Consider the following 26297-nt stretch of genomic DNA (forward strand, 5'->3'; position numbering starts at 1 on the left):
TCGTTTGAGAGACACCCAAGTAGCACGGGGCCCGAGAAATCCCGTGTGAATCTGGCGGGACCACCCGTTAAGCCTAAATATTCCCTGGTGACCGATAGCGGATAGTACCGTGAGGGAATGGTGAAAAGTACCGCGGGAGCGGAGTGAAATAGTACCTGAAACCGTGTGCCTACAAGCCGTGGGAGCGTCGCTGTATGTGCTTGCACATACAGTCGTGACTGCGTGCCTTTTGAAGAATGAGCCTGCGAGTTTGCGGTGCGTTGCGAGGTTAACCCGTGTGGGGAAGCCGTAGCGAAAGCGAGTCCGAATAGGGCGATATAGTAGCGCGCTCAAGACCCGAAGCGGAGTGATCTAGCCATGGGCAGGTTGAAGCGGCTGTAAGAGGTCGTGGAGGACCGAACCCACCAGGGTTGAAAACCTGGGGGATGACCTGTGGTTAGGGGTGAAAGGCCAATCAAACTCCGTGATAGCTGGTTCTCCCCGAAATGCATTTAGGTGCAGCGTCGTGTGTTTCTTGCCGGAGGTAGAGCACTGGATAGGCGATGGGCCCTACCGGGTTACTGACCTTAGCCAAACTCCGAATGCCGGTAAGTGAGAGCACGGCAGTGAGACTGTGGGGGATAAGCTCCATGGTCGAGAGGGAAACAGCCCAGAGCATCGACTAAGGCCCCTAAGCGTACGCTAAGTGGGAAAGGATGTGGAGTCGCAGAGACAACCAGGAGGTTGGCTTAGAAGCAGCCACCCTTGAAAGAGTGCGTAATAGCTCACTGGTCAAGTGATTCCGCGCCGACAATGTAGCGGGGCTCAAGCGTACCGCCGAAGTCGTGTCATTGCAGTAATAAGCCCCAACGGGTGCTGTGATGGGTAGGGGAGCGTCGTGTGCCGGGTGAAGCTGCAGCGGAAGCTAGTGGTGGACGGTTCACGAGTGAGAATGCAGGCATGAGTAGCGATACATACGTGAGAAACGTGTGCGCCGATTGACTAAGGGTTCCTGGGTCAAGCTGATCTGCCCAGGGTAAGTCGGGACCTAAGGCGAGGCCGACAGGCGTAGTCGATGGATAACCGGTTGATATTCCGGTACCCGCTGTGAAGCGTCAAACATCGAGCCCATTGATGCTAAGGCCGTGAAGCCGTCCTGGAGCCTTCGGGCAAAGGGAAGTGGTGGAGCCGCCGGTCCAAGGTGGTAGTAGGTGAGTGATGGGGTGACGCAGGAAGGTAGTCCAGCCCGGGCGGTGGTAGTCCCGGGGTAAGGGTGTAGGGCGTGTGATAGGTAAATCCGTCACGCATTAAGCCTGAGACCTGATGCCGAGCCGATTGTGGTGAAGTGGATGATCCTATGCTGTCGAGAAAAGCCTCTAGCGAGTTTCATGGCGGCCCGTACCCTAAACCGACTCAGGTGGTCAGGTAGAGAATACCGAGGCGTTCGGGTGAACTATGGTTAAGGAACTCGGCAAAATGCCCCCGTAACTTCGGGAGAAGGGGGGCCATCACCGGTGATCGGATTTACTCCGTGAGCTGGGGGTGGCCGCAGAGACCAGCGAGAAGCGACTGTTTACTAAAAACACAGGTCCGTGCGAAGCCGTAAGGCGATGTATACGGACTGACGCCTGCCCGGTGCTGGAACGTTAAGGGGACCGGTTAGTGCACTTTCGGGTGTGCGAAGCTGAGAACTTAAGCGCCAGTAAACGGCGGTGGTAACTATAACCATCCTAAGGTAGCGAAATTCCTTGTCGGGTAAGTTCCGACCTGCACGAATGGCGTAACGACTTCTCGACTGTCTCAACCATAGGCCCGGTGAAATTGCACTACGAGTAAAGATGCTCGTTTCGCGCAGCAGGACGGAAAGACCCCGGGACCTTTACTACAGTTTGATATTGGTGTTCGGTTCGGCTTGTGTAGGATAGGTGGGAGACTTTGAAGCGGGCACGCCAGTGTTCGTGGAGTCAACGTTGAAATACCACTCTGGTCGTGCTGGATGTCTAACCTGGGTCCGTGATCCGGATCAGGGACAGTGTCTGATGGGTAGTTTAACTGGGGCGGTTGCCTCCCAAAGAGTAACGGAGGCGCCCAAAGGTTCCCTCAGCCTGGTTGGTAATCAGGTGTTGAGTGTAAGTGCACAAGGGAGCTTGACTGTGAGACCGACGGGTCGAGCAGGGACGAAAGTCGGGACTAGTGATCCGGCGGTGGCTTGTGGAAGCGCCGTCGCTCAACGGATAAAAGGTACCCCGGGGATAACAGGCTGATCTTCCCCAAGAGTCCATATCGACGGGATGGTTTGGCACCTCGATGTCGGCTCGTCGCATCCTGGGGCTGGAGTCGGTCCCAAGGGTTGGGCTGTTCGCCCATTAAAGCGGTACGCGAGCTGGGTTTAGAACGTCGTGAGACAGTTCGGTCCCTATCCGCTGTGCGCGTAGGAATATTGAGAAGGGCTGTCCCTAGTACGAGAGGACCGGGACGGACGAACCTCTGGTGTGCCAGTTGTCCTGCCAAGGGCATGGCTGGTTGGCTACGTTCGGAAAGGATAACCGCTGAAAGCATCTAAGCGGGAAGCCTGCTTCGAGATGAGTATTCCCACCCCCTTTGAGGGGTTAAGGCTCCCAGTAGACGACTGGGTTGATAGGCCAGATCTGGAAGCCCGGTAACGGGTGGAGGTGACTGGTACTAATAGGCCGAGGGCTTGTCCTCAGTTGCTCGCGTCCACTGTGTTGGTTCTGAAACCACGAACAACCCCGTATGTCGGGCCACGACTACGGTGCGGTTGACAGTTTCATAGTGTTTCGGTGGTCATAGCGTGAGGGAAACGCCCGGTTACATTCCGAACCCGGAAGCTAAGCCTCACAGCGCCGATGGTACTGCAGGGGGGACCCTGTGGGAGAGTAGGACGCCGCCGAACTCATTTTATAGCCGTGGCCCCTGGACTTTATCGTCCAGGGGCCACGGCTTTTTGCGTTTCCGGGCCTTTGTGGCTCCGCGTCACCCCTCTGCACCGCCGGCTGACAACTGACGGTAAGGTCAGGGGGCATCATTGGCTCGTTTCCCACAGGAGGCCCCCGGGTGGAGGTCCAGGAGACTCGCGTCCAGACGGACCGGGTCCTCACCATCCCGAACGTGCTCAGCATGGCGCGTCTCGTTGGCGTACCCCTCTTCCTGTGGTTGATCCTCAGGCCGGAGTTCGGCGGGCCCAAGAGCGACCACTGGGCGCTGCTGGTGCTGATGCTGAGCGGCATCAGCGACTATCTCGACGGCAAGCTGGCCCGCCGCTGGAACCAGATCAGCAACCTCGGGCGGCTGCTCGACCCTGCCGCTGACCGGCTCTATATTCTGTCCACTCTGGTCGGGCTCACCTGGCGGGAGATTCTCCCGCTCTGGCTGACCGCGGCGCTGCTGCTGCGTGAGCTGATGCTGCTGGTGATGGTCTGGATCCTCAGGCGTCACGGCTATCCGCCGCCCCAGGTGAACTTCCTCGGCAAGGCGGCCACCTTCAACCTGATGTACGCCTTTCCACTACTGCTCCTCAGCGACGGAAGTGGCTGGATCAGCACACTCGCTGCTATTTTCGGATGGGCGTTCGCAGGATGGGGTACAAGTCTGTACTGGTGGGCAGGGATCCTCTACGTGGTTCAGGTCCGCCGCCTTGTCCGTGCGAACATCACGGCCGATTGAGCTTGCCGATTGGGCAGCTGTAGAGGCTTGCAGTCCCGTGAGCGACATTCACGGGGCTATCTTGGCGGGCTAAGTCGGCTAGATCGTCGTCTATTGAGGAGGACGCTTCCGACATGAAGGCCGTCGTAATGGCCGGAGGCGAAGGCACGCGCCTTCGCCCTATGACCTCGAGCATGCCCAAGCCGCTCCTGCCTGTGGCCAACAGGCCCATCATGGAGCATGTGCTGCGGCTGCTCAAGAGGCATGGGCTCACCGAGACCGTAGTGACAGTTCAGTTCCTGGCCTCTCTGGTCAAGAATTACTTCGGCGATGGTGAAGAGCTCGGGATGGAGCTCACCTATGCCAATGAGGAGAAGCCACTCGGCACTGCCGGGAGCGTGAAGAACGCCGAGGAAGCATTGAAGGATGATGCGTTCCTCGTGATCTCCGGTGATGCACTGACCGACTTCGATCTCACCGAGCTGATCAATTTCCACAAGGAGAAGGGCGCGCTCGTCACCGTATGCCTGACGCGCGTACCCAATCCGCTGGAATTCGGCATCACCATCGTGGACGAAGAAGGAAAGGTCGAACGCTTCCTGGAGAAGCCGACCTGGGGGCAGGTCTTCTCCGACACGGTGAACACGGGTATCTATGTCATGGAGCCCGAGGTCTTCGACTACGTCGACGCCGACGTGTCGGTGGACTGGTCCGGCGACGTCTTCCCCCAGCTCATGAAGGAAGGCAAGCCCATCTTTGGGTACATCGCCGAGGGCTACTGGGAGGACGTCGGCACGCACGAGAGCTACGTCAAGGCTCAGGCCGACGTGCTGGAGCGCAAGGTCGACGTCGAGCTCGACGGCTTCGAGATCTCGCCCGGTGTGTGGGTTGCCGAAGGCGCCGAGGTGCACCCCGACGCGACGCTGCGCGGGCCGCTCTACATCGGTGACTACGCCAAGGTAGAGGCCGGCGCCGAGATTCGTGAGCACACGGTCCTGGGATCGAACGTCGTCGTGAAGGCGGGCGCCTTTCTGCACAAGGCCGTCGTGCACGACAACGTCTACATCGGCCAGCACAGCAATCTGCGGGGCTGTGTCGTCGGCAGGAACACCGACATCATGCGGGCCTCCCGCATCGAGGACGGTGCCGTCATCGGCGACGAGTGCCTCGTCGGTGAGGAATCGATTATCCAGGGCAATGTCCGCGTCTATCCGTTCAAGACGATCGAGGCCGGCGCTTTCGTCAACACCTCGGTCATCTGGGAGTCGAGGGGCCAGGCCCATCTCTTCGGAGCACGTGGTGTCTCCGGGATCCTGAACGTGGAGATCACGCCGGAACTCGCGGTGCGGCTCGCGGGGGCGTATGCCACGACCCTCAAGAAGGGCTCGACCGTCACCACGGCCCGTGACCACTCCCGAGGCGCGCGGGCGCTGAAGCGAGCGGTGATCTCGGCGCTGCAGGCCAGCGCCATCGACGTACGGGACCTGGAGAACGTGCCGCTGCCCGTGGCGCGGCAGCAGACGGCTCGGGGCAGTGCCGGCGGGATCATGATCCGGACGACGCCAGGGGTGCCCGACTCCGTCGACATCATGTTCTTCGACGGGCGAGGGGCCGACCTCTCGCAGGGGAGTCAGCGGAAGCTGGACCGGGTGTACGCACGCCAGGAGTACCGGCGGGCCTTCCCCGGCGAGATCGGGGACCTGCACTTCCCGTCCAGCGTCTTCGATTCCTACACGGGTTCGCTGTTGCGCAATGTCGACACCACGGGTGTGGCGGAGTCGAACCTGAAGGTCGTCGTCGACGCCTCCAACGGAAGCGCCGGTCTTGTGCTGCCGAGCCTCCTCGGGCGGCTCGGTGTCGACGCGCTGACCATCAATCCGGGGCTCGACGAGTCACGTCCGACCGAGACCTACGAGACCCGCAGGTCGGGCCTGGTGCGGCTGGGCGAGATCGTGGCGTCGTCGCGTGCTGACTTCGGTGTGCGGTTCGATCCGGTGGGTGAGCGGCTTTCGCTCGTCGACGAGAAGGGGCGGATCATCGAGGACGACCGCGCGCTGCTGGTCATGCTCGACCTGGTCGCCGCGGAACGCCGCAGTGGTCGCGTCGCGCTGCCGGTCACGACGACGCGCATCGGCGAGCAGGTGGCCGCGTACCACGGGACGCAGGTGGACTGGACGACCACGTCGCCCGACGACCTGACGCGCGTGGGGCGTGACGAGTCGACCATCTTCGGTGGGGACGGCCGCGCCGGCTTCATCATTCCCGAGTTCAGCAGCGTCTTCGACGGTACGGCCGCCTTCGTGCGGCTCATCGGCCTGGTGGCGCGGACGCAGCTCACGCTGAGCCAGATCGACGCACGTATCCCGCGTGCCCATGTGCTGCGGCGCGACCTCGCGACGCCGTGGGCGGTCAAGGGGCTCGTGATGCGGACCGTGGTGGAGGCGGCCGGGGAGCGTTCGGTGGACACCACCGACGGCGTGCGGGTCGTGGAGTCCGACGGGCGGTGGGCGTTGGTGCTGCCCGACCCCGCGGAGGCCGTCACCCATCTGTGGGCCGAAGGGCCGGACGACGCGTCCGCTCAGGCGCTGCTCGACGAATGGTCGGCGGTGGTGGACAGCGCCGGTCGTTGACCGGTGGCACGGGGCGGACGGCACCCTTGACGGGTGCCGTCCGGCACGCCGGTGGGGCCATTCGGAGGTAACGCCCGCGACGTGCGACGATGTGCGGCATGCCGCAGCAGCCCCCCGTTCGGAGCACCCCCTCGCGCCCCCGGCGTCCGGACGCCTCCATGTCGCTGCTGAACACGGTCATGGACCACAGCCTGGACGAGGGATACGCCGAGGCGGCGGCCCGCAAGAAGGCCAAAGGCGCCGGTGGAGTGCCGCGTCCGCTGCGGGCGAAGCTCGGTCTCGCACTCGGGCTCGTGCTCGCGGCCCTGGTGGTGACGGTGGGTGCCGCGCAGGCGCGGATAGCGGCTCCGGTGGTCGCCAAGGAGCGCGCGGAGCTCATCGACCGGATCGAGTCGGCGACCTCGGACGCCGACGAGCTCGAAGAGGACGTCGAGACGCTCCGGGACGACGTGGGCGAGCGGCAGCGTGAGGCACTGAAGAAACACGGGGGCAGCCAGGGCGAGTTGGTGTCCCTGCTCTCCGGTGCGACCAAGATCCACGGGCCCGGCGTGAAGCTTGTGGTGGACGACGCCAAGGAAGCCGACCAGGGCGGGGGCGGCCCGCGTGAGAGCGCGGGATTCTCCGACACGGGACGGGTCCGCGACCGTGACATGCAACGGGTCGTCAACGGCCTGTGGCAGTCCGGCGCGGAGGCGATCGCCATCAACGACCAGCGGCTGACGGCGCTGTCGGCGATCAGGGCCGCGGGTGACGCGATACTGGTCGACAACAAGCCGCTCGTGCCGCCGTATACGGTGCTTGCCGTGGGCGACGGACAGCGTTTGAGCACGCGCTTCCAGAACAGTCGCGACGGTCAGTATCTGCATGCTCTGCAGGAGAACTTCGACGTCCGGACCAGCATTTCAGTCCAGGACGATGTCCGACTGCCGGCAGCACCGAGTGTGACCGTACGTACAGCAGAGCCGAAGGCAGGAAAGGGCACATCGTGATCGCCGTACTGGGCCTCGTCGTGGGAGTCGTGGCCGGATTGTTGGTCCGGCCCGAGGTTCCGGCCGTGGTCGAGCCGTACCTTCCGATCGCCGTGGTCGCGGCACTCGACGCGGTGTTCGGAGGCCTGCGCGCGATGCTCGACGGCATCTTCGACGACAAGGTCTTCGTGGTGTCGTTCCTCTCGAACGTGGTCGTGGCCGCCCTGATCGTCTTCCTGGGCGACAAGTTGGGCGTGGGCGCGCAGCTCTCCACCGGCGTCGTGGTGGTGCTCGGCATCCGGATCTTCTCCAACGCCGCCGCCATCCGCCGACACATCTTCAGGGCGTGACACCGATGGGTACGGACGAGACGCCCGGGGGCGACAGCCGGAGCAGGGAACTGCCCGCGGAGGTGCACGGTGTGCCCACCGGGCCCGGGGACGGCGCGTCGCCCGAGCAGGACGAGCAGCACGAGCGGCACGACGAGCCGCAGGACGGGCAGGCGTCGCTGAGCGGCCGTCAGCGGCTGGCGGAGGGGCTGTGGCCGCCGCGCGTCACGCGCCCTCAACTCATCGTGGCGCTGCTGCTGTTCGTGCTGGGGCTCGGTCTCGCCATCCAGGTGCGCTCCAACAACGACAGCAGCGCGCTCCGTGGCGCACGTCAGGAAGATCTCGTACGCATCCTCGATGAACTGGATGACCGTACACAGCGTCTGGAAGGTGAGAAGCAGCGTCTCGAGGACCAGCGGACCGGGCTGGAGAACAGCTCGGACCAGGCCGAGGAGGCCCGCAAGCAGACTGCCGAGAAGGAGCGTCAACTCGGCATTCTGGCGGGCACCGTGGCCGCGCAGGGTCCTGGTATCACGCTGACCATCGATGACAAGAAGGGGTCGGTAGAGGCGGACATGCTGCTCGATGCCATTCAGGAGTTGCGTGCCGCGGGTGCCGAGGCCATCCAGATCAATGATGTACGCGTAGTGGCCAACACCTATCTGTCGGATACGGACAGTGGTGGTGTCCGGGTGGACGGCCGCAAGGTCGGCAAGCCCTATCGGTTCAAGGTGATCGGCAAGCCGCAGGACCTCGAGCCGGCGCTGAACATCCCAGGTGGCGTGGTGCAGACTCTGGAGAAGGAGCAGGCCACCGTCACCGTGACGCGAGCGGAGAAGATCGTGGTGGACGCCTTGCGACCGGCGAAGCGGCCTGACTACGCTCGGTCGTCGTCCCAGTGAGGCGGGGGCGCATGGGGCCCGCCGGTCGAGGGCATGAGGTTGCGGGGGGTCGGCGCACTGTAAGCGTGGTGCGTGGTGGAAACTGTTTGGTGGATGCGGACGTTGTGAGGATGTCTGTGCTGCCGATGTACGCCGGTGTGTGCAATCAGGGTTCGTCCTGCCCCACGGGCGGGTCTGTTTCGGTCAAGGGGAATCGCCCGTGAAGTTGTTTGCGAAGTTGTTCGGCAAGAGCGCACGTGAGGACAGTGGCAATCCCGCCACCGCCCGCCACCGTGCCCCGCGCCATGGAGATGCCGAGGAGCAGGGCGCCGAGCGCCCGATGTTCCGTGATCAGGTCGGTGGGCCAGGCGGTGACATTTCGGGCGCGCAGGGCGCGTCGTCTGTTGACCCTGCCGGTCCGGGCCGCATAGGTTTCGGAGAACCGTCAACCTCAAGTACGGGTGGAGGGTTTAGCCCCGATCCGTACGCATCGAATGCCCCCGCGGGGCAGCCGCGGCAGGAGGATCCGTCCATGGCCCTGGTGTGTACGAGGTGCGGGAACCGCAACGCCGAGGCGAGCCGGTTCTGCTCCAACTGCGGCGCGCCGCTGCGGGCCGGGGCCGCGCCGGAGCGTCCGTCCGAGACGACCTCCACGATCTCCATCTCCGGCCTGGAGGCCTACGACGCGGAGGTGACGGGGCAGACCGCCTCGCCCGCCCTCTCGCCGGAGGCCCAGGCCGCCGTTGACGCACTGCCGCTCGGTTCCGCGCTCCTCGTGGTGCGCCGTGGGCCGAACTCGGGCAGCCGCTTCCTTCTGGACGGCGAGCTGACCACGGCGGGGCGCCACCCGCAGAGCGACATCTTCCTGGACGACGTGACCGTTTCGCGTCGCCACGTGGAGTTCCGTCGCCTCGGTGACGGTTCCTTCACCGTCGCCGATGTGGGCAGCCTCAACGGCACGTACGTCAACCGGGAGCGCATCGACTCGGTCGCGCTGTCGAACGGCGACGAGGTGCAGATCGGCAAGTACCGGCTGGTCTTCTACGCGAGCCAGCGGGGCATCGGCATCTGATCCTCCCCCGGACTTCGTCCGGGGGGACCCCCAGGAAGGTCCATGCTTCAAACACCGAGGGGCGGTGCCGGGAACGGCACCGCCGCCGAGGACCGTCGGCTGATGAGCATCGGCGCGGTGTTGAACGCGCTGCGTGACGAGTTTCCCGAGGTCACAATCTCCAAGATCCGTTTTCTGGAGTCGGAAGGGCTCATCGAGCCGGAGCGCACACCTTCGGGCTACCGGAAATTCACCCCGGAAGACGTCGAGCGGCTCGGTCACGTCCTGCGGATGCAGCGGGACCACTATCTGCCGCTCAAGGTGATCCGGGAGCACCTGGACGCCATGGAACGCGGTGAGCGGGTCTCCATGCCCTCCCTGGGGCAGCCGCGCGAGCCTGGTGACGCCTGGGGCGTCAGTGACGCCGGGGAGCCAACCGCTGCCCGTGTGGGCCGTGCGGAGCTGCTGGCCGCCGCCGAGATCGACGCGGAGCAGCTCGCCGACTGGGAGGCGTACGGGCTCATCGTGCCCTTGCCGGACGGTGGTTATGACGCGGAGGCCGTGACGGTCGCCGCGCTCGTCGTCGAACTTGGGCGATTCGGTATCGAACCCAGGCATCTGCGCACCTTGAAGTCGGCGGCCGAGCGTGAGGCGGGCCTGGTCGACCAGGTCGTCGCGCCGCTGCGCCGGCACCGCAATCCGCAGACCAGAGCCCATGCGGAAGCCCGTACGAAGGAACTCGCGGGGCTGACCGGAAAGCTCCATTCCGCGCTGGTGCAGACCGCTCTCGGAGTGCGGTTGCCCTGACTCGGGGGGTGCCCGACTACCCAAACCGGCCGGGCACGTCCTAGGGTTGCTGTGTGAACGAGCTCGACGTCGTAGGTGTCCGGGTGGAAATGCCCTCCAACCAACCGATCGTGCTCCTGCGTGAAGTGGGAGGCGATCGATACCTCCCCATCTGGATCGGACCAGGGGAGGCGACCGCGATCGCCTTCGCACAGCAGGGGATGGCGCCCGCACGACCGCTGACCCACGACCTGTTCAAGGACGTGCTGGAGGCGGTGGGTCAGGAGCTCACCGAAGTGCGCATCACGGACCTCCGAGAAGGCGTCTTCTACGCGGAGCTGGTCTTCGCCAGTGGAGTCGAGGTGAGCGCGAGGCCGTCCGACGCCATAGCGCTCGCACTGCGCACCGGAACGCCGATCTACGGCAGTGACGGTGTCCTGGACGATGCGGGCATCGCCATTCCGGACGAGCAGGAGGACGAGGTGGAGAAGTTCCGCGAGTTCCTCGACCAGATCTCGCCCGAGGACTTCGGTACCAACAGCCAGTAGGCCGTCGCTTCCCGAGGGTCCCGGCGGACCATTCGACTAGCCGTTCCCGGCGGCGCGGTACGGCAAACCACTCTTAGGGTGATTATCACTCGGCGTGCCGAGTGTGGCGATCGTTGACGAGCCCCTGGTGACTGCCTACCGTCGTGGAGGCAGGTCAAGGACGGAGGTCGGCGTGAGAAGCAGCGGCGACGGTACGGCGATGGGCGGTCCGTATCCGCTTCAGAGCAGCGCGGCCGGTCACTCTCCGAAGAGGCCGATGGCGGTTCAGGGGAGCGGGGACGCCACGTCCGGACAGTCCGAACAGGAACAGATCGGATATCGGGGGCCGACCGCGTGCGCGGCCGCCGGCATCACGTACCGCCAGCTCGACTACTGGGCCCGTACGGGTCTCGTCGAGCCCAGTGTTCGCTCTGCGGGCGGGTCGGGGACCCAGCGGCTCTACAGCTTCCGGGACGTCGTCGTCCTGAAGATCGTGCGGCGGTTCCTCGACACCGGTGTGTCCCTGCAGAACATCCGGACCACGGTGCAGCACCTGCGGGACCGCGGTTTCCAGGACCTGGAGCGGATGACGCTCATGAGCGACGGCGCCACGGTCTACGAGTGCACGTCGCCCGACGAGGTCCACGACCTGCTCCAGGGCGGCCAGGGGGTCTTCGGGATCGCCGTGGGCGTCGTGTGGCGGGACGTGGAGTCGGCGCTCTCGCAGCTGCACGGGGAGCGGGTCGACACCGGGGAGACGCTGGTGCGGCAGAACCCCGCCGATGAGCTCGCGAGGCGGCGCAACAGGGCCGTGTGAGGCGGTCGCGGCCTGCGGGTGCGCGGTGCGTTTCAGGGGGCGTTGTCAGTGGCGTAGGGCAGCATCAGGGGTGTGAGAACCGCGCCCACGATTCTGCATCTGGACATGGATGCCTTCTACGCGTCTGCCGAGCAGGCCGCGAAGCCGAGTCTGCGCGGGAAAGCCGTGGTCGTGGGCGGTCTCGGGCCGCGCGGCGTGGTGGCGACGGCCTCGTACGAAGCGCGGAAGTTCGGTGTGCACTCGGCCATGCCCATGGGGCAGGCGCGGCGGCTGGCGCCCAATGCCGCCTATCTGGTGCCCCGCTTCGGGCTCTACCGCGAGATCAGCGACCAGGTGATGGCGCTGCTGCGGGAGCTGTCGCCGCTGGTGGAGCCGCTCAGCCTGGACGAGGCCTTCGTCGACCTGGAGGCGGGCGGCGTGGCCGACGACCAGGCGTCCGCGCTGGTGGTGGGCGAGCGGCTGCGCGCGGACATCAAGGCGGTGACGGGGCTCGCGGGGTCGGTCGGGCTCGCCGCGTCCAAGATGCTGGCGAAGATCGCCTCGGAGGATGCCAAACCGGACGGGCTGCGGCTGATAGTGCCGGGGACCGAGCGGGACCTGCTCGCGCCGATGCCGGTGCGGACGCTGCCCGGGGTCGGGCCCGCCACCGGGGATCATCTGCGGCGGGGTGGGATCGCGACCGTGGGGGAGATCGCGGAGGCGGGCGGGGACGAGCTCGTAAGGCTCCTCGGGAAGTCGCACGGCAGCGCGCTGTACGCGATGGCCCTCGCGCGGGACGAGCGGCCCGTGGTGGCGGAGCGGGAATCGAAGTCGGTCAGCGTCGAGGACACGTACGACGTGGACATCCATGACCGGGTACGGGTCAGGGGCGAGGTCGCGCGGCTCGCCGACCGGTGTGTGGAGCGGCTGCGGGCGGCGGGGCACTCCGGGCGGACCATCGTCCTGAAAGTGCGGCGGTTCGACTTCTCCACGCTGACGCGCTCCGAGACGCTGCGTGGGCCCACGGACGACCCCGGAGTGGTCCGGGAGGCCGCCGCGCGGCTCCTCGAGTCCGTGGACACCACCGGGGGCGTGCGGCTCCTGGGGGTGGGCGTCACGGGGCTCGCCGACTACACGCAGGAGGACCTCTTCGCGCAGGCCCAGGCACAGGCTCAGGCCGAGGCCGCTGCCGAGGCCGTGGAGGCCCTGGAGACGCAGCGCGAGGCGGTGCAGGAGGAGCGGGCCGGTGAGGCCGCGGCGGAGCCCGTGAGCGGGACGGTGGCGGAGCCGGTCACCGCGGCCGAGCGGCGGTGGGCCGCCGGGCACGACGTGCGGCATGCCGAGTACGGGCACGGGTGGGTGCAGGGCAGCGGCCTGGGGCGGGTCACGGTCCGCTTCGAGACGCCCGAGTCGACGGCGCCGGGGCGGGTGCGGACGTTCCGTACGGATGATCCGGCCCTTGAGCCTGCTGAGCCCTTGCCGCTGGTGGCGGTTCCTGAGGCGCTGGAGCCGCAGTGATGCCGGTGCCTGCCCCGGAGCCGGAGCCGGAGCCGGAGCCCGGAGCCCCGGAGGCGGGCCGGGTGGCCGCGGTGAGTGTCAGGGGCTCTCCTGGCCCGCGATGGTGCCGAAGTCCTTGTCCGGCGGCGGCGGTGACTGCGGGGGCGTGATGTCCAGGCCGTAGTGGTGGTAGAGCTGCAGTTCTTGTTCGGGGGAGAGATGGCGGCCCACGCCGAAGTCGGGGGCGTCCTTGATCAGGGAGCGTTCGAAGGGGATGCGCAGGGTGCCGTCGCTCCTGAGCTCGCTGGGCTCGAGGGGGACGAACGCGTCCCGGCTGAAGAGACCCGTGCGTATGGCCGCCCACTCCGGGGCGCCGGTGGCGTCGTCGAGATAGACCTCGTCGATCGTGCCGATCTTGGCCCCGGTCCGGTCGAACGCCTTGCGGCCGATCAGGTTGCGCGGATCGATATCGGTCTGCACGGTCCCTCCAACTGGTCGAGGCGTGTCGAAGTGGGGCGTAACTCATCCTCGTTCGTTCGTAATCACTACGAAAGAGCACTTCGGGGCAGGCGGCCACTCGAGGGATGGGCCGCGGTCCTCGCTGGTAGGCTGGCGCTTGGCTGCTGACCCCGTGCGGGAGAGCTCTCCGGTGGAGACACCGGGGGCGCCGAAGGAGCAACTCCTCCCCGGAATCTCTCAGGCCCCTGTACCGCACGGACGAGGTCACTCTGGAAAGTAGGGCGGGCGTCGGGCGGGCACGTTCGAATCCCTTCCTCACCGACGGTGAAAGCCGGTACTACGCCTCTCCTGGGGCGCGGGCCGGTGAAGCTCTCAGGTTGAGATGACAGAGGGGGAGGCCGTCCGGGTACCCGTGCCGTGGTGCCCCTCGCAGGTCGCGTCAGACCAGGAGGCCTCCGCAATGACCGCCACCCCTCGCATCCCGCTCTCCCAGCTCGAACAGGGCATTCCCTTCGAGCAGCGGCACATCGGTCCCGACGCCGAAGCACGGGCCAAGATGCTCGCGCAGGTCGGATACGGCTCGCTCGACGAGCTGACCGCCGCAGCCGTGCCGGATGTGATCAAGAACGCCGAGGCGCTGAACCTGCCGGGAGCGCGCACCGAGGCCGAGGTCCTGGCCGAGCTGCGCTCCCTCGCGGACCGTAACCAGGTTCTTGATTCCATGATCGGGCTCGGTTACTACGGGACGTTCACTCCGCCGGTGATCTTGCGGAACGTCATGGAGAACCCGGCGTGGTACACCGCTTACACGCCGTACCAGCCCGAGATCTCGCAGGGGCGCCTCGAGGCGCTGCTCAACTTCCAGACCGTCGTCGCCGAGCTGACCGGGCTGCCCACCTCCGGTGCCTCCCTGCTCGACGAGGGGACCGCGGCCGCCGAGGCCATGGCGCTCTCGCGCCGCATGGGCAAGGTCAAGAACGGTGTCTTCCTCGTCGACGCCGACGCGCTGCCGCAGACCATCGCCGTCATCCAGACCCGCGCCGAGCCGACCGGTGTCGAGGTCGTCGTCGCCGATCTGAGCGAGGGCATCCCGGCCGAGGTCGCCGAGCGCGGCGTCGTCGGCGTACTGATCCAGTACCCCGGCGCCTCCGGTGCCGTACGCGACATCAAGCCCCTCATCGAGCAGGCGCACGAGATCGGTGCCATAGTCTCCGTCGCCGCCGACCTGCTGGCCCTGACGCTGCTCACCTCGCCCGGTGAGCTCGGCGCCGACATCGCCGTCGGAACGACGCAGCGCTTCGGCGTCCCGATGGGCTTCGGCGGCCCGCACGCCGGTTATATGGCGGTGCGCGAGAAGTTCGCGCGCAGCCTGCCGGGGCGGCTCGTCGGTGTCTCCGTGGACGCGGACGGCAACAAGGCCTACCGGCTCGCGCTGCAGACCCGTGAGCAGCACATCCGCCGCGAGAAGGCCACCAGCAACATCTGTACCGCTCAGGTGCTGCTCGCCGTGATGGCCGGAATGTACGCGGTCTACCACGGACCCGAGGGCCTGAGGTCCATCGCGCGGCGTACCCACCGCTACGCGACCGTGCTGGCCGCGGGGCTCACCGCCGGCGGGGTAGAGGTCGTGCACGGCGCGTACTTCGACACGCTGACCGTGCGGGTGCCCGGCAGGGCCGACGAGCTCGTCGCCGCGGCCCGTGAGGGTGGCGTCAACATCCACCAGATCGACGCCGACCACGTCTCCCTGGCCTGCGACGAGACCACCACGCGCAAGCAACTGACCGCTATCTGGGGCGCTTTCGGGGTCGAGGCCGACATCGAGGCGCTCGACGCGGAGACCGCGGACACGCTCCCGGCGGGGCTGCTGCGTGACGACGAGTACCTGACGCACCCCGTCTTCCACCAGTACCGCTCCGAGACCGCGATGCTGCGCTACCTGCGCAAGCTGGCCGACCGTGACTACGCGCTCGACCGCGGCATGATCCCGCTGGGCTCCTGCACGATGAAGCTCAACGCGACCACGGAGATGGAGCCGGTCACCTGGCCCGAGTTCGGGCAGCTGCACCCCTTCGCCCCCGCCCAGCAGGCGCAGGGCTATCTGACGCTCATCCGTGAGCTGGAGGAGCGGCTCGCCGAGGTCACCGGCTACGACAAGGTCTCGCTGCAGCCGAACGCCGGTTCGCAGGGCGAGCTGGCCGGACTGCTGGCCGTGCGCGGCTACCACCGCGCCAACGGCGACGACCAGCGCACCGTCTGCCTCATCCCCTCCTCCGCGCACGGCACCAACGCCGCGAGCGCCGTGATGGCCGGCATGAAGGTCGTCGTCGTGAAGACCAGCGACGACGGCGAGATCGACGTCGAGGACCTGCGCGCCAAGATCGAGAAGCACCGCGACGAGCTGTCCGTGCTTATGATCACCTATCCGTCCACGCACGGTGTGTTCGAGGAGCACGTCGCCGACATCTGCGCCCAGGTGCACGAGGCGGGCGGTCAGGTGTACGTCGACGGGGCGAACCTCAACGCCCTGGTGGGCCTCGCCCAGCCCGGCAAGTTCGGCGGCGACGTCTCGCACCTGAACCTGCACAAGACCTTCTGCATCCCGCACGGCGGCGGTGGCCCCGGCGTCGGTCCGGTCGGTGTGCGCGAGCACCTCGCGCCGTACCTGCCCAACCACCCGCTGCAGCCTGCCGCGGGCCCCGAGACGGGCGTCGGCCCGATCTCCGCCGCGCCGTGGGGCTCGGCCGGAATCCTGCCGATCTCCTGGGCGTACGTACGCCTCATGGGCGGCGAGGGCCTCAAGCGCGCCACGCAGGTCGCCGTGCTCTCCGCGAACTACATCGCCAAGCGCCTGGAGCCGCACTTCCCGGTGCTCTACACCGGTCCCGGCGGGCTCGTCGCGCACGAGTGCATCATCGATCTGCGGCCGATCAGCAAGGCGACCGGTGTCAGCGTCGACGACATCGCCAAGCGGCTCATCGACTACGGCTTCCACGCGCCGACCATGTCGTTCCCGGTCGCGGGGACGCTGATGATCGAGCCGACCGAGAGCGAGGACCTGGTCGAGATCGACCGGTTCTGCGAGGCGATGATCGGCATTCGCGCGGAGATCGAGAAGGTCGGCGGCGAGTGGCCCGCCGAGGACAACCCGCTGCGCAACGCCCCGCACACCGCGGCCGCGCTCGGCGGCGACTGGGAGCACGCCTACAGCCGTGAGGAGGCCGTCTTCCCGGGCGGTGTCGTGCCCGCGGACAAGTACTGGCCGCCGGTGCGCCGCGTCGACCAGGCGTACGGCGACCGGAACCTGGTCTGCTCCTGCCCGCCGCTGGATGCGTACGAGGACTGATATCGGGTCCCGGACATGCGCGGGGGCCGGTCCGGAGTTCTGTCTCTCCGGGTCGGCCCCTTTGTTGTCCGTGCCGTGCTGCCCTCGCGTCAGGCGGCCGTCATGATCTTGTCCGTGCCCAGCGGTCGATGCGGCGCGATGATCTGGCCGTCCGGCAGCAACTCACCGGTGTCCTCGAAGAGGAGGACGCCGTTGCACAGCAGGCTCCAGCCCTGCTCCGGGTGGCTCGCCATGAGGAGCGCGGCTTCCCGGTCGGCGGAGTCGGCTGTCGGGCACGGTGGTTGGTGCTGGCACATGGAAGGGTTCTTTCGCTGCGGTGTGATGGCTGTGACGTCTGCCTTGCGGCTCGATGCGGTGTTCATGACCGCCCCCCGTGTAGTTGGTCCGGTCCCAGTGTTGCCCTACGGACGTCAATCCGCAGGGATTTAGCGGCAGCGCTCCTTACTGCTTAATGACGTATCACCCGCCCGGACGGTTCAGCCCAACTGCAGTGTCTCTTCGGGTGGTTCGGGGTGGTCATACCGGGCTAGTCCGTATGGGCCCATGACGCGCCGAGCCCCGCGGCCGATGAGGCGGCGGGGCACGGGGACGTATGGCGAGGTCAGGCGGGTGAGCCGAGCAGCGGCGCCGGGGTCATGCGGTGGGTGAGCATCTCCAGGAGCTCCGTGGCGCGGTGCGGACGGTGCGCCGCGATGCCCGGGGGCGCGGGCGCCAGGGGCACGAGGACGTCGGAGGGCGCGAGATGGCCGCTCGCGCCGTCCGCGGTGCAGTCGCCGTGCAACCAGAGTGTCAGCATGTAAAGCTCGGGTACGGACAACAGTCGCGGCTGGTATGGCATCGGCATCGCTTCGGCCTGACGGAGGGCGCGCTCGGTGGACGCTATGTACGGACCTTCGAAGAAGTGCGAGAAGGTCCATCCGTCGGGCGTCAGCATCGTGTCCGCCGCGGCGACGGCTCGCTCGCCGGCGCGGATCAGGAAGCGCCACCCGGCGAGCCGGGTGGGTGAGGCGCCCGACGGGCTGAGCCGGTCAAGCACGTGCACGGGCAAAGGGAGTTCGGGGCTCGTGGGTCCCTGTGCTGCGCGCAGGGACGGAGTGCGGGCTTCGCGTACGGCGGTGGGTGAACCGAGTGCCGCGAGGACGCTGCGCAGGGCGGGCGCGGGAGCCGGGGGGACTTGCAGCGGCATGGTGGGTCGCCTCTCTCATTCGACAGGCACGGTGGAACGAGGACAGGTGCGGACGTCGCTGTCTGCTCCGGGGGCAGAGGGGCGGGGGCAAGGGACCGCGAGCGCCAACTCTCTGCCTCGTTCGCGGAGTTTATACGACACGTGTTCAGGCAGTGTTTCGTCTAACCGCACCCTATATTGCCTGCAAGGCGTTATTCGGTCGCCATTTTGCGGGCTTTAACCCGATTCCTGATGGGCCCGGACGTTTGACCTCGGCTCCCTTCGCGGAAGCGGTCGGCCGATTCTCGTCGGTGTTTTTCACCAGGCGCCGGTGCGAAGATTCCCCGGCGAACCTCATGCCTGGTGAATGTGCCGCCCGGACTTGGCAAAGAGCCTACTGGGCCGGGGGCATGTGCGGGGCGTTATCGATCACATTGCAGGGCATCATCCACCGAGACACAGCGGCCGGATCATTGGCTGCCCATCAGAGGAGGGGACGCTTCGATGGGGGAGAAGGTCGTAGCAGGAACGTTTGACCTGGCCGAGCGGAACCGGTACCGGACCAAGCTCAAAGAGTGTCTGGCGGGGCTGCGGAGGCTGTTGGACGAGGAGCGGTTCGATCGTCCGAAGAACCTGATGGGCGTGGAGATCGAACTGAATCTCGCGGGACCCGACGGCATGCCGCGAATGCTGAATGCGGAAGTTCTCGAACGGATCGCGAGCCGGGACTTCCAGACGGAACTCGGAATGTTCAATCTTGAAGTCAATATCGCACCGCACCGATTGGGCGGACGTGTTCTCGACCGTCTCGCCGAGGAGCTGCGCACCGGTCTCGCCTATGCCCACCGGAAAGCGAACGAGGTGAACGCCGGCATCGTGATGATCGGCATTCTGCCGACACTCGCGCACCACGACCTGGTCTCGGGAAACCTCTCCGACGTCGACCGCTACGCGCTCCTCAACGACCAGATCGTGGCCGCCCGCGGCGAGGAGTTCGTCCTGGACATCCAGGGCGTGGAGCGGCTCACCTGCACCTCCGCCTCGATCGCGCCCGAAGCGGCGTGCACCTCGGTGCAGTTGCACCTCCAGGTCACGCCGGACAGGTTCGCCGACGTGTGGAACGCGGCCCAGGCCGTCGCCGCGGCGCAGGTCGCCGTCGGCGCCAACGCGCCGTTCCTCTTCGGGCGTGAGCTGTGGCGCGAGTCGCGGCCGCCGCTCTTCCTGCAGTCCACCGACACCCGCCCGCCCGAACTCCAGGCCCAGGGCGTGCGGCCGCGGACCTGGTTCGGCGAGCGCTGGATCAGCGACGCGTACGAGCTCTTCGAGGAGAACCTGCGGTACTTTCCCGCGCTGCTTCCCCTCATGGACGACGAGGAGCCGCTGGAGGTGCTCGACGACGGCCGCGTGCCGCAGCTCGGCGAACTCGTCCTGCACAACGGCACCGTGTACCGCTGGAACCGTCCCGTGTACGGCATCGCGGGCGGTGTTCCGCACCTGAGGGTGGAGAACCGCGTCCTGCCCGCGGGCCCCACCGTCACCGATGTCATCGCCAACGCCGCCTTCTACTACGGCGTCGTACGCGCCCTCGCCGAGGAGCCCCGGCCCGTGTGGACCCGGCTGCCCTTCGACACCGCGGCCCGCAACTTCGACACCGCGTGCCGAGACGGCATCGAGGCCCGGCTGCGGTGGCCGCGGCGCGGCCGGTCGGGCGGGATCGTGGAGGTGCCCGCGGTCGCTCTCGTACGCGATGAACTGCTGCCGCTGGCCGCGGCCGGGCTCGACGCGTGGGGTGTCGAGGCGGCCGACCGGGACTTCTACCTCGGCGTCATCGAGGAGCGGTGCAGGCGCCGGGTGAACGGGGCGTCCTGGCAGGCGGCCACCTACCACCAGGCCCTGGAGAGCGGGCTCGAACGTGAGGCCGCGCTCGCCGCGACCACACGGCGCTACGCCGAGCTGATGCACGCGGGGGAGCCGGTGCACACCTGGCCGGTCGGCCTTCCCGAACCCGCGGCCCTGAGCTGAGGCGCACGGCCGGCGGGCTCAGCCGTGGCTGCCCGCCTCCATGATGGCCTTGAGGATGACCGCGTGGATCTGCGCCGGGTCGTCGACCTGGTGGCCCGATCCGCCGGTCGCCTCCGCGATCTGCACGACCTCCTCCTTGTCCGCGTCCGGGCCGACCGCGATGGCGATGAGCGGCACCGGATGCTTGGGGTCGGAGAGGTTCTCCAGCTGCGAGACGAGGTTGCTGCGCGAGAGGGAGCCGGGGTCCTGGTTCGCGCCGTCCGTGAGCACCACGAGCGCGTTGAACTTGCCGCGCGCGTAGGTGGATGTGGCTTCCTTGTACGCGGCGAGCGTGGTGTCGTACAGGCCGGTCGCGCCGCCCGGGATGGGCGCGAGCCCGCTGAAGGCCTCCGCGACCTTGTCCCGCTGGGTGCCGTCGCCCTTGCGGTCGCCGAGCCGCTGGGTCGGCACGAGCTTGCGGTAGTCGCGCTCGCCGTCCAGGAGCGTGGCGAACTCCCAGAGACCGATCTCGTCCTCGTCGGTGAACCCGGCGAGCGCCTGCAGGAGCGAGGACTTGGTGACCTCCATCCGGGACTGGTTGCGGCCCGGCACGAACTGGCCCATGGAGTCCGAGACATCGACGACCGTGCTGATCCGGGCGCTCTGGACGGTGATCGTCCACATGCCGAGCGTCTCCTGGAGCTCCTTCTCGGAGGGCGGATCGCTCGCCTCGGCGCCGTACGGCTGGGGTGTGCGGCCGCCCGCTGCCGTGACGAGTTTCTCCGACGGGTCCTCGCTGCCGGTCCTGAAGCCGTGCTTCTCCAGGATCGCGCGGCCCCCGGCGTCGCTGAACAGGGTCATGAAACGCAGGGCGGCCCGGCTCTGGTCCGTGGACAGCTCGTCCTCCTGGACCAGCGTGTACGGATAGTCGAGACGCGGCGAGCCGTCCTTCGGATAGAACATGTCCAGGCTGTTCTCCTCGCCCGCCGACGCGTTGTGCTCGAACGCGGCCTGCTCGGAGAGGATGAGCGCCTGGTTGCGGCGCGGGTTGCCCTGTTCGGTCCCGGAGGAATCGCGGGCCAGGGTGTCGAGGAGCTGGCTGTCGCTGTCGGACGTGCGTGCGGACAACGCCTTGGCCAGCGCGGCGGCCTGGGTGTCGCCGTCCTTGCCGCCCGACTTCTTCGCCGACGCGCTCAGCTTCGCGAGCGCCAGCAGGCCGGTCGCGCTGCGCGCGGGATCGGCGGCGCCGAGCCGCAGCTTGTCGCCCTTCATCGCCGCGCCGGTCAACTTCGGCCAGTCGTATGTCTTCTCGGGCCAGCCCAGGGTCTCGGCGGCGGAGGGGACCATGGCCATGCCAACCGGGGATGAGGCTATGTTCCCCGCGGGTGACACCCTGTTCTGCCTGCCGCCCAGGCCCACGCGCTGCAGCCACAGCTCGGAGTCCGGCACCCACACGTCGTAGCCGGGCTTGCCCTTGCCCGTGCGCAGCTCGTCGGCGACCTTGTACGAATCACGGGCCGAGACCCGGACGTCGATGCACGCCCCGTCGGACGTGACCTCCTTCTCGCGCGCGTCGTCGGCCGCCTCGCGCAGGGCGGGGGCGATGCCGGGGGCGGCGACGAGGTTCAGCTCCACCGTGTCGTCGCGGCACGAACCGCCGAAGCTCAGCAGGTCGCTGCGGACCGCGACCGCCGTTCCCGCGGCGACCGTCAGGACGAGTGCCGTCGCGATGGCCACGGTGCGGCCGCGGGTACGTGGCCGAGGGTCGGGTGCGTCCGTCCCGTACTCATCGGGCAAGCTGTGACGTCCCATGGCGGTGGTGCCCCTCCTTGAGTGATGAAGCAAGGAAAGAGGGGGTGGCCTGACCGCAATCGGCGTCCGTCCCCCTCGGCCTGTCGCGCACGATCTTCGTAACTTCTTTCGAGACCCTAGCGGGACGGGGATGGGGATGAGGCGGGATTACTCAACTGGAGGCGGAGTGCAAGCGGAGTCCGGGCCGTTGGCCGGTTCTTTTCGGGGTGAGGGGCCATCGCGACGGATCCTCCGGGACGAGACGCTGCTCGTCCTGGCGCTCTCACTGGGCGCGAGCGGTGTGTCCGCGCTGATCAGCTTTGTCGGATCGGTCACCAAACCGGGTGGTCTGAAGGATCAGGCGGCGACCATGAACGCGTCGGCCGCTCCGGGGCGGCCATGGCTTGATCTCGCGTGGCAATTGTTCGGGATCACGACCGCGTTGGTGCCGGTGGCCCTGGTCGCGCACTTCCTGATCCGGGAGGGCGCGGGGCTGCGTTCGATCGGCTTCGACCGGAGCCGGCCGTGGCCGGACCTGGGGCGCGGGGCGGAGGTCGCCGCGGTGATCGGCAGCACCGGGATCGCCTTCTATCTGGCGGCGCGGGGGCTGGGGTTCAACCTGACGGTGGTGCCGGAGGATCTGCCCGACGTGTGGTGGAAGTTCCCGGTGCTCGTGCTGTCCGCGGTGCAGAACGCGGTGCTCGAGGAAGTGATCGTCGTCGGCTATCTGCTGCGCAGATTCGGCCAGTTGGGGTGGACGCCGATGGCCGCGCTGGCCGGGAGCTCGGTGCTGCGCGGCTCGTACCACCTCTACCAGGGCATCGGCGGGTTCATCGGGAACATGGCGATGGGCGTGGTCTTCGTGCTCCTGTACCGGCGGTGGGGGCGGGTCGGGCCGCTGGTGGTGGCCCATTCGCTGCTGGATATCGGCGCGTTCGTCGGGTACGCGTTGCTTGCGGGGAAGGTGGGGTGGCTGCCCACGCCTTAGGCGGCGGGCAGTGCTGTGCGTGGGCGGTTCTGCGTGCGGACGGTTCGGTGGGGACGTACGACGGCTGGGACGTCGAACGTCCCCACAGCCTTGTCTGGTCTTCAGGCGTACAGGTCGCCCTCGATGACGGTGACCGCGCGGCCCGTCAGGAGGGTGCGGTCGCCGCGCAGTTCCGTGCGGACGAGGCCGCTGCGGGCCGATGCCTGCAGGCCGGTGAGCTCCGGGCGGCCCAGGCGATGGGACCAGAAGGGGGCCAGGGCCGTGTGGGCGCTGCCGGTCACCGGGTCCTCGTCGATGCCGAGGCGCGGGAAGAAGCACCGGGAGACGAAGTCGTAGCCGCGGGCGGGGTCTTCGGCGGGTGCGGTGGCGATGATGCCGCGCTCGGAGTGCTGGGTGAGGGCCGTGTGGTCCGGGGCGAGGGAGCGCACCGTCTTCTCGTCGGCGAACTCGACCAGCAGGTCGCCGAGGTTCGTCCCGGCGTCATGCACCGCGAGCGGCTGGGCGCCGAGCGCTTGTGCCAGGCCGTCGGGTGTCGCGGCCGGGGTGAGCGGGGCGGTCGGGAAGTCCATCGTGACGGTGCCGTCGGCGTGGGCGGTCGTGGTCAGGACGCCGCTGCGGGTGGCGAACCGTACGGGGCCTTCGGCGGAGCCGGTGACCTGGAGGACGTGGGCCGTGGCGAGCGTGGCGTGGCCGCAGAGGTCGACCTCGGTGGCGGGCGTGAACCACCGCAGCGCCCAGTCGGCTTCGCCGCCCGCGGGGAGGCGGTGGGCGAAGGCGGTCTCGGCGTGGTTGACCTCCGCGGCCACGCTCTGGAGCCAGGCGTCGTCGGGGAAGGCGTCGAGGAGGAGGACTCCTGCGGGGTTGCCCGAGAAGGGGCGGTCGGTGAAGGCGTCGACGATGCGAATGCGGTGAGAAGTCGGCATGTCGACGACGCTAGCGGGCCAATGGGGGAAGCGAACAAGGCCAATTCGGGGTGAGTGGCCCGGTCGGGACGACGCGGGTGGACCGGTCGGGATGGGGGCCCTGGCGAGCCACGGAAGTCGGGGGTTGTCAGGCGAACTGTTGCGATATATCGTTGAGGCATCGCGACAGATCAACGATGGCGCGATAGATCACCAACAACGACATGTGCATCACGTACAAGAGGAGTGATTGTTATGCGTTCCCATGGATATGAGCACGAACACGGACGTGGAAAGTGTGGCCCCGGGCATGAAGGCCGGGGCGGCTTCGAGGGGCGGCGCGCGGCGTTCGGCCCCTTCGGGCCCGGCTTCGGCGGCCCCGGTGGGCCCGGCGGCCCCTGGGGCGGTCGTGGCGGCAGGGGCGGTCCGCGAGGCAGGGCGAGGCGCGGTGACGTACGCGCGTCGATCCTTGCTCTCCTGAAGGACCGGCCGATGCACGGCTACGAGATGATCCAGGAGATCGCCGAGCGCAGCGGCGGGGCGTGGAAGCCCAGCCCCGGTTCGGTGTACCCGACCCTCCAGCTCCTGGAGGACGAGGGCCTGATCAGCAGCGCGAGCGAGGGCGGCAAGAAGCTCTTCTCGCTCACCGACGCCGGTCGCACCGCGGCCGACGAAGGTCCCGACGCGCCTTGGGAAGAGGCCGGGCGCGGGGTCGACTGGGAGGCGCTGAGCGAGATCCGGCAGGCCGGTTTCGGTCTGATGGAGGCATTCGGCCAGGTCTGGAAGACCGGCAGCAAGGAACAGCGCGAGAAGGCTCTCACGGTCATCAACGACGCCCGTAAGAAGCTGTATCTGATCCTCGCCGATGAGGACTGAGGTGGTGGGGGTTGTTGCTGACCCCCATCGCCGTTGAGGCGCCCCGCACTTCCTGTGTGGGGCGCCTCTTCGTGTCAGGGGGAAGTGGGGGAGCGGGGAGGTTCGTTCAGGTCACCAGGCCCGACAGCTTCCGCAGCGACTCGTTGAGCGCGGCCGTCGCCGAGTCCTTCAGCTTGCCCGCCATCAAGGAGACCGCCGCGCCCGTGAACTCCCCGTCTATGCGTACGTTCGTCGCGTCGCCGTCAGGGTAGAGGCTGTAGCGGGTGCCGACCGTCACGCCCATCGGCCCCTTGCCCCTGATGGCCAGGGTGCGCTCGCTCTCCAGCTCCTCGATCGTCCAGCTGACCTCGGCGGGGAAGCCCATCAGCTTCATGTTCTCCGCGAACGTGCCGCCCGTCTCCAGTGTGGTGGGGGCGCCGTTCGGGAAACTGGTGTGCGTGGCGTTCCACTCGCCGTACGAGGAGAAGTCGGTGAGCTGGGCCCAGACCTTCTCGGCGGGCGCCTCGATCCGTGCTTCCGCGCTGACTTCGGCCATGCGACGACCCCTTTTCTTCGGGCGCTGCGGCGGGGCGCAGCTGCGGTGTCGCGGAACGTAGCCGCAGGGCCTTCAACATTCAATACTGATGAACCGTCAGATGCCATTGCCGCTCCGGCGATGCTGCCCGGAACCGGGTCGGGTACTGTGGCCCTCCCCCGCGACGCACGCGGGAAGACGGACTCAGGAGGTGAGACCCATTACCGCAGCAGCAGGTCGGGTGCTCCCCCTTCGCGACCGCGCGGTTCACCCGGCATAGGTGACCGAGGGAGCCCCACGGGCGTCCCGAAAGGTTTCTCTTCTCATGTCGGCTTCACCTTCGTCACCCGCGTCACCGTCCATGACGTCCCTCACCCCTTCCGCCGTCGTCACCAGGCTGCGCGCCGCCGGCTGCGTCTTCGCCGAGGACGAGGCGGCGCTGCTCGTCGGCGCCGCGCGTGACCCCGCCGAACTCGCCTCCATGGTGGAGCGGCGCGTCACCGGTCAGCCGCTCGAACACGTCCTGGGGTGGGCGGAGTTCCGCGGGCTTCGGATCGCCGTGGACGTGGGCGTCTTCGTGCCCCGGCGGCGTACCGAGTTCCTCGTGCGGCAGGCCGCCGCCCTCGCCCCGCCCGGTGCCGTCGTCGTCGACCTGTGCTGCGGATCGGGCGCTCTCGGGGCCGCGCTCGGCGCCGCGGTCGGCCGGGTCGAGCTGTACGCCGCCGACATCGACCCCGCCGCCGTGCGGTGTGCGCGGCGCAACGTCGCCGATGCGGGGGGACGGGTGTACGAGGGCGATCTCTACGAGCCGTTGCCGGACGCACTCCGGGGCCGCGTCGACGTACTGCTGGCGAACGTCCCCTACGTACCGACCGAAGAGGTCGGTCTGCTGCCGCCGGAAGCCCGCGTCCATGAGGCGCGCGTGGCGCTCGACGGCGGAGCGGACGGCCTGGACGTTCTGCGGCGGGTGACCGCGGACGCGGCGCACTGGCTGGCGCCCGGCGGCCGGCTGCTGTTCGAGACGAGCGAGCGACAGGTGCCGTACGCGCTGAAAGCGGTCGCCGGGGGCGGTCTCGTGCCGCGGTCGGTGGGCGACGAGGAGATGTACGCGACGGTCGTCATCGGGACGCGGCCCGCTTAGGCCAGGC

Annotated in this window: 21 protein-coding genes, 2 rRNA genes and 1 riboswitch (1 of these 24 cut by a window edge); of the genes, 17 read left to right on the forward strand and 6 right to left on the reverse strand. The window is 67.7% G+C overall.

The window, feature by feature from the left end; all coding sequences use genetic code 11:
* The 12 genes from OG302_RS34765 to OG302_RS34820 form a co-directional block, all read left to right on the forward strand.
* A 23S ribosomal RNA gene (locus tag OG302_RS34765) occupies nucleotides 1-2685 on the forward strand (it extends 440 nt beyond the left edge of the window).
* A 91-nt stretch (nucleotides 2686-2776) separates the two neighbouring features.
* Nucleotides 2777-2893, forward strand: a 5S ribosomal RNA gene (gene rrf / locus OG302_RS34770).
* Between the two features lie 161 nt (nucleotides 2894-3054).
* The gene (locus OG302_RS34775) at nucleotides 3055-3663 is read left to right on the forward strand and encodes a CDP-alcohol phosphatidyltransferase family protein (protein WP_371530382.1); all 609 of its coding nucleotides are present in this window, start codon (nucleotides 3055-3057) and stop codon (nucleotides 3661-3663) included.
* A gap of 113 nt (nucleotides 3664-3776) precedes the next feature.
* Nucleotides 3777-6272 (forward strand): sugar phosphate nucleotidyltransferase, encoded by a 2496-nt coding sequence (locus OG302_RS34780; protein WP_371530383.1) that lies wholly within the window; start codon nucleotides 3777-3779, stop codon nucleotides 6270-6272.
* Nucleotides 6273-6361: 89 nt separating this feature from the next.
* Nucleotides 6362-7261, forward strand: a complete 900-nt coding sequence (locus tag OG302_RS34785) for a DUF881 domain-containing protein (protein ID WP_371530384.1) — start codon at nucleotides 6362-6364, stop codon at nucleotides 7259-7261.
* On the forward strand, nucleotides 7258-7590 hold the full coding sequence (locus tag OG302_RS34790; RefSeq protein ID WP_030794354.1) for a small basic family protein: 333 nt from the start codon (nucleotides 7258-7260) through the stop codon (nucleotides 7588-7590). The genes OG302_RS34785 and OG302_RS34790 overlap by 4 nt, the downstream gene beginning before the upstream one ends.
* 5 nt (nucleotides 7591-7595) lie before the next feature.
* Nucleotides 7596-8471, forward strand: coding sequence for a DUF881 domain-containing protein (locus tag OG302_RS34795; protein ID WP_371530385.1), 876 nt, complete (start codon nucleotides 7596-7598; stop codon nucleotides 8469-8471).
* An 82-nt stretch (nucleotides 8472-8553) separates the two neighbouring features.
* On the forward strand, nucleotides 8554-9522 hold the full coding sequence (locus OG302_RS34800) for an FHA domain-containing protein (RefSeq protein WP_371750327.1): 969 nt from the start codon (nucleotides 8554-8556) through the stop codon (nucleotides 9520-9522).
* 42 nt (nucleotides 9523-9564) lie between these two features.
* Nucleotides 9565-10308, forward strand: a complete 744-nt coding sequence (locus OG302_RS34805) for a MerR family transcriptional regulator (protein WP_371530386.1) — start codon at nucleotides 9565-9567, stop codon at nucleotides 10306-10308.
* Between the two features lie 53 nt (nucleotides 10309-10361).
* A complete protein-coding gene (locus OG302_RS34810) occupies nucleotides 10362-10835 on the forward strand; it encodes a bifunctional nuclease family protein (RefSeq protein WP_006123076.1) in 474 nt (157 codons plus the stop codon).
* A gap of 172 nt (nucleotides 10836-11007) precedes the next feature.
* Nucleotides 11008-11631, forward strand: coding sequence for a MerR family transcriptional regulator (locus tag OG302_RS34815; protein ID WP_371530387.1), 624 nt, complete (start codon nucleotides 11008-11010; stop codon nucleotides 11629-11631).
* Between the two features lie 72 nt (nucleotides 11632-11703).
* The gene (locus OG302_RS34820) at nucleotides 11704-13128 is read left to right on the forward strand and encodes a DNA polymerase IV (RefSeq protein ID WP_371530388.1); all 1425 of its coding nucleotides are present in this window, start codon (nucleotides 11704-11706) and stop codon (nucleotides 13126-13128) included.
* A 78-nt stretch (nucleotides 13129-13206) separates the two neighbouring features.
* Here OG302_RS34820 and OG302_RS34825 read toward each other — a convergent pair whose 3' ends face one another.
* Entirely contained in the window at nucleotides 13207-13587 is a 381-nt protein-coding gene (locus OG302_RS34825; protein WP_361843546.1) for a PRC-barrel domain-containing protein, read from the reverse strand.
* 144 nt (nucleotides 13588-13731) lie between these two features.
* Nucleotides 13732-13829: riboswitch (glycine riboswitch) on the forward strand.
* Nucleotides 13830-14026: 197 nt separating this feature from the next.
* Between OG302_RS34825 and gcvP the strand changes: the two genes are divergently transcribed.
* Nucleotides 14027-16912, forward strand: a complete 2886-nt coding sequence (gcvP, locus tag OG302_RS34830; protein WP_371530389.1) for an aminomethyl-transferring glycine dehydrogenase — start codon at nucleotides 14027-14029, stop codon at nucleotides 16910-16912.
* An 89-nt stretch (nucleotides 16913-17001) separates the two neighbouring features.
* Here the strand turns inward: gcvP and OG302_RS34835 are convergent, their stop codons facing one another.
* Together OG302_RS34835 and OG302_RS34840 are read right to left on the reverse strand one after the other, a co-directional pair.
* Nucleotides 17002-17208 (reverse strand): DUF5999 family protein, encoded by a 207-nt coding sequence (locus OG302_RS34835; RefSeq protein ID WP_361843540.1) that lies wholly within the window; start codon nucleotides 17206-17208, stop codon nucleotides 17002-17004.
* A 305-nt stretch (nucleotides 17209-17513) separates the two neighbouring features.
* The gene (locus tag OG302_RS34840) at nucleotides 17514-18098 is read right to left on the reverse strand and encodes a hypothetical protein (protein ID WP_371530390.1); all 585 of its coding nucleotides are present in this window, start codon (nucleotides 18096-18098) and stop codon (nucleotides 17514-17516) included.
* Between the two features lie 483 nt (nucleotides 18099-18581).
* On the opposite strand from OG302_RS34840, the gene OG302_RS34845 reads away from it, so the two are divergent.
* Nucleotides 18582-20099 carry a glutamate--cysteine ligase gene (locus OG302_RS34845; protein WP_371530391.1) on the forward strand — a complete coding sequence of 506 codons (1518 nt, stop codon included), beginning with the start codon at nucleotides 18582-18584 and terminating at the stop codon, nucleotides 20097-20099.
* A gap of 18 nt (nucleotides 20100-20117) precedes the next feature.
* On the opposite strand, the gene OG302_RS34850 is transcribed toward OG302_RS34845, so the two are convergent.
* Nucleotides 20118-21890 (reverse strand): substrate-binding and VWA domain-containing protein, encoded by a 1773-nt coding sequence (locus tag OG302_RS34850; protein ID WP_371530392.1) that lies wholly within the window; start codon nucleotides 21888-21890, stop codon nucleotides 20118-20120.
* Between the two features lie 166 nt (nucleotides 21891-22056).
* On the opposite strand from OG302_RS34850, the gene OG302_RS34855 reads away from it, so the two are divergent.
* Nucleotides 22057-22857, forward strand: a complete 801-nt coding sequence (locus OG302_RS34855; RefSeq protein WP_371530393.1) for a CPBP family intramembrane glutamic endopeptidase — start codon at nucleotides 22057-22059, stop codon at nucleotides 22855-22857.
* 101 nt (nucleotides 22858-22958) lie between these two features.
* Here the strand turns inward: OG302_RS34855 and OG302_RS34860 are convergent, their stop codons facing one another.
* The gene (locus OG302_RS34860; protein WP_371530394.1) at nucleotides 22959-23780 is read right to left on the reverse strand and encodes a PhzF family phenazine biosynthesis protein; all 822 of its coding nucleotides are present in this window, start codon (nucleotides 23778-23780) and stop codon (nucleotides 22959-22961) included.
* 234 nt (nucleotides 23781-24014) lie between these two features.
* On the opposite strand from OG302_RS34860, the gene OG302_RS34865 reads away from it, so the two are divergent.
* Nucleotides 24015-24635 (forward strand): PadR family transcriptional regulator, encoded by a 621-nt coding sequence (locus OG302_RS34865; protein ID WP_160503658.1) that lies wholly within the window; start codon nucleotides 24015-24017, stop codon nucleotides 24633-24635.
* A gap of 106 nt (nucleotides 24636-24741) precedes the next feature.
* On the opposite strand, the gene OG302_RS34870 is transcribed toward OG302_RS34865, so the two are convergent.
* Nucleotides 24742-25170, reverse strand: a complete 429-nt coding sequence (locus tag OG302_RS34870) for an SRPBCC family protein (protein WP_371530395.1) — start codon at nucleotides 25168-25170, stop codon at nucleotides 24742-24744.
* A 304-nt stretch (nucleotides 25171-25474) separates the two neighbouring features.
* Between OG302_RS34870 and OG302_RS34875 the strand changes: the two genes are divergently transcribed.
* The gene (locus OG302_RS34875) at nucleotides 25475-26290 is read left to right on the forward strand and encodes a putative protein N(5)-glutamine methyltransferase (protein ID WP_371530396.1); all 816 of its coding nucleotides are present in this window, start codon (nucleotides 25475-25477) and stop codon (nucleotides 26288-26290) included.
* Nucleotides 26291-26297 lie beyond the last annotated feature (7 nt).

The sequence above is a fragment of the Streptomyces sp. NBC_01283 genome (genome assembly GCF_041435335.1).
GTDB lineage: Bacteria > Actinomycetota > Actinomycetes > Streptomycetales > Streptomycetaceae > Streptomyces.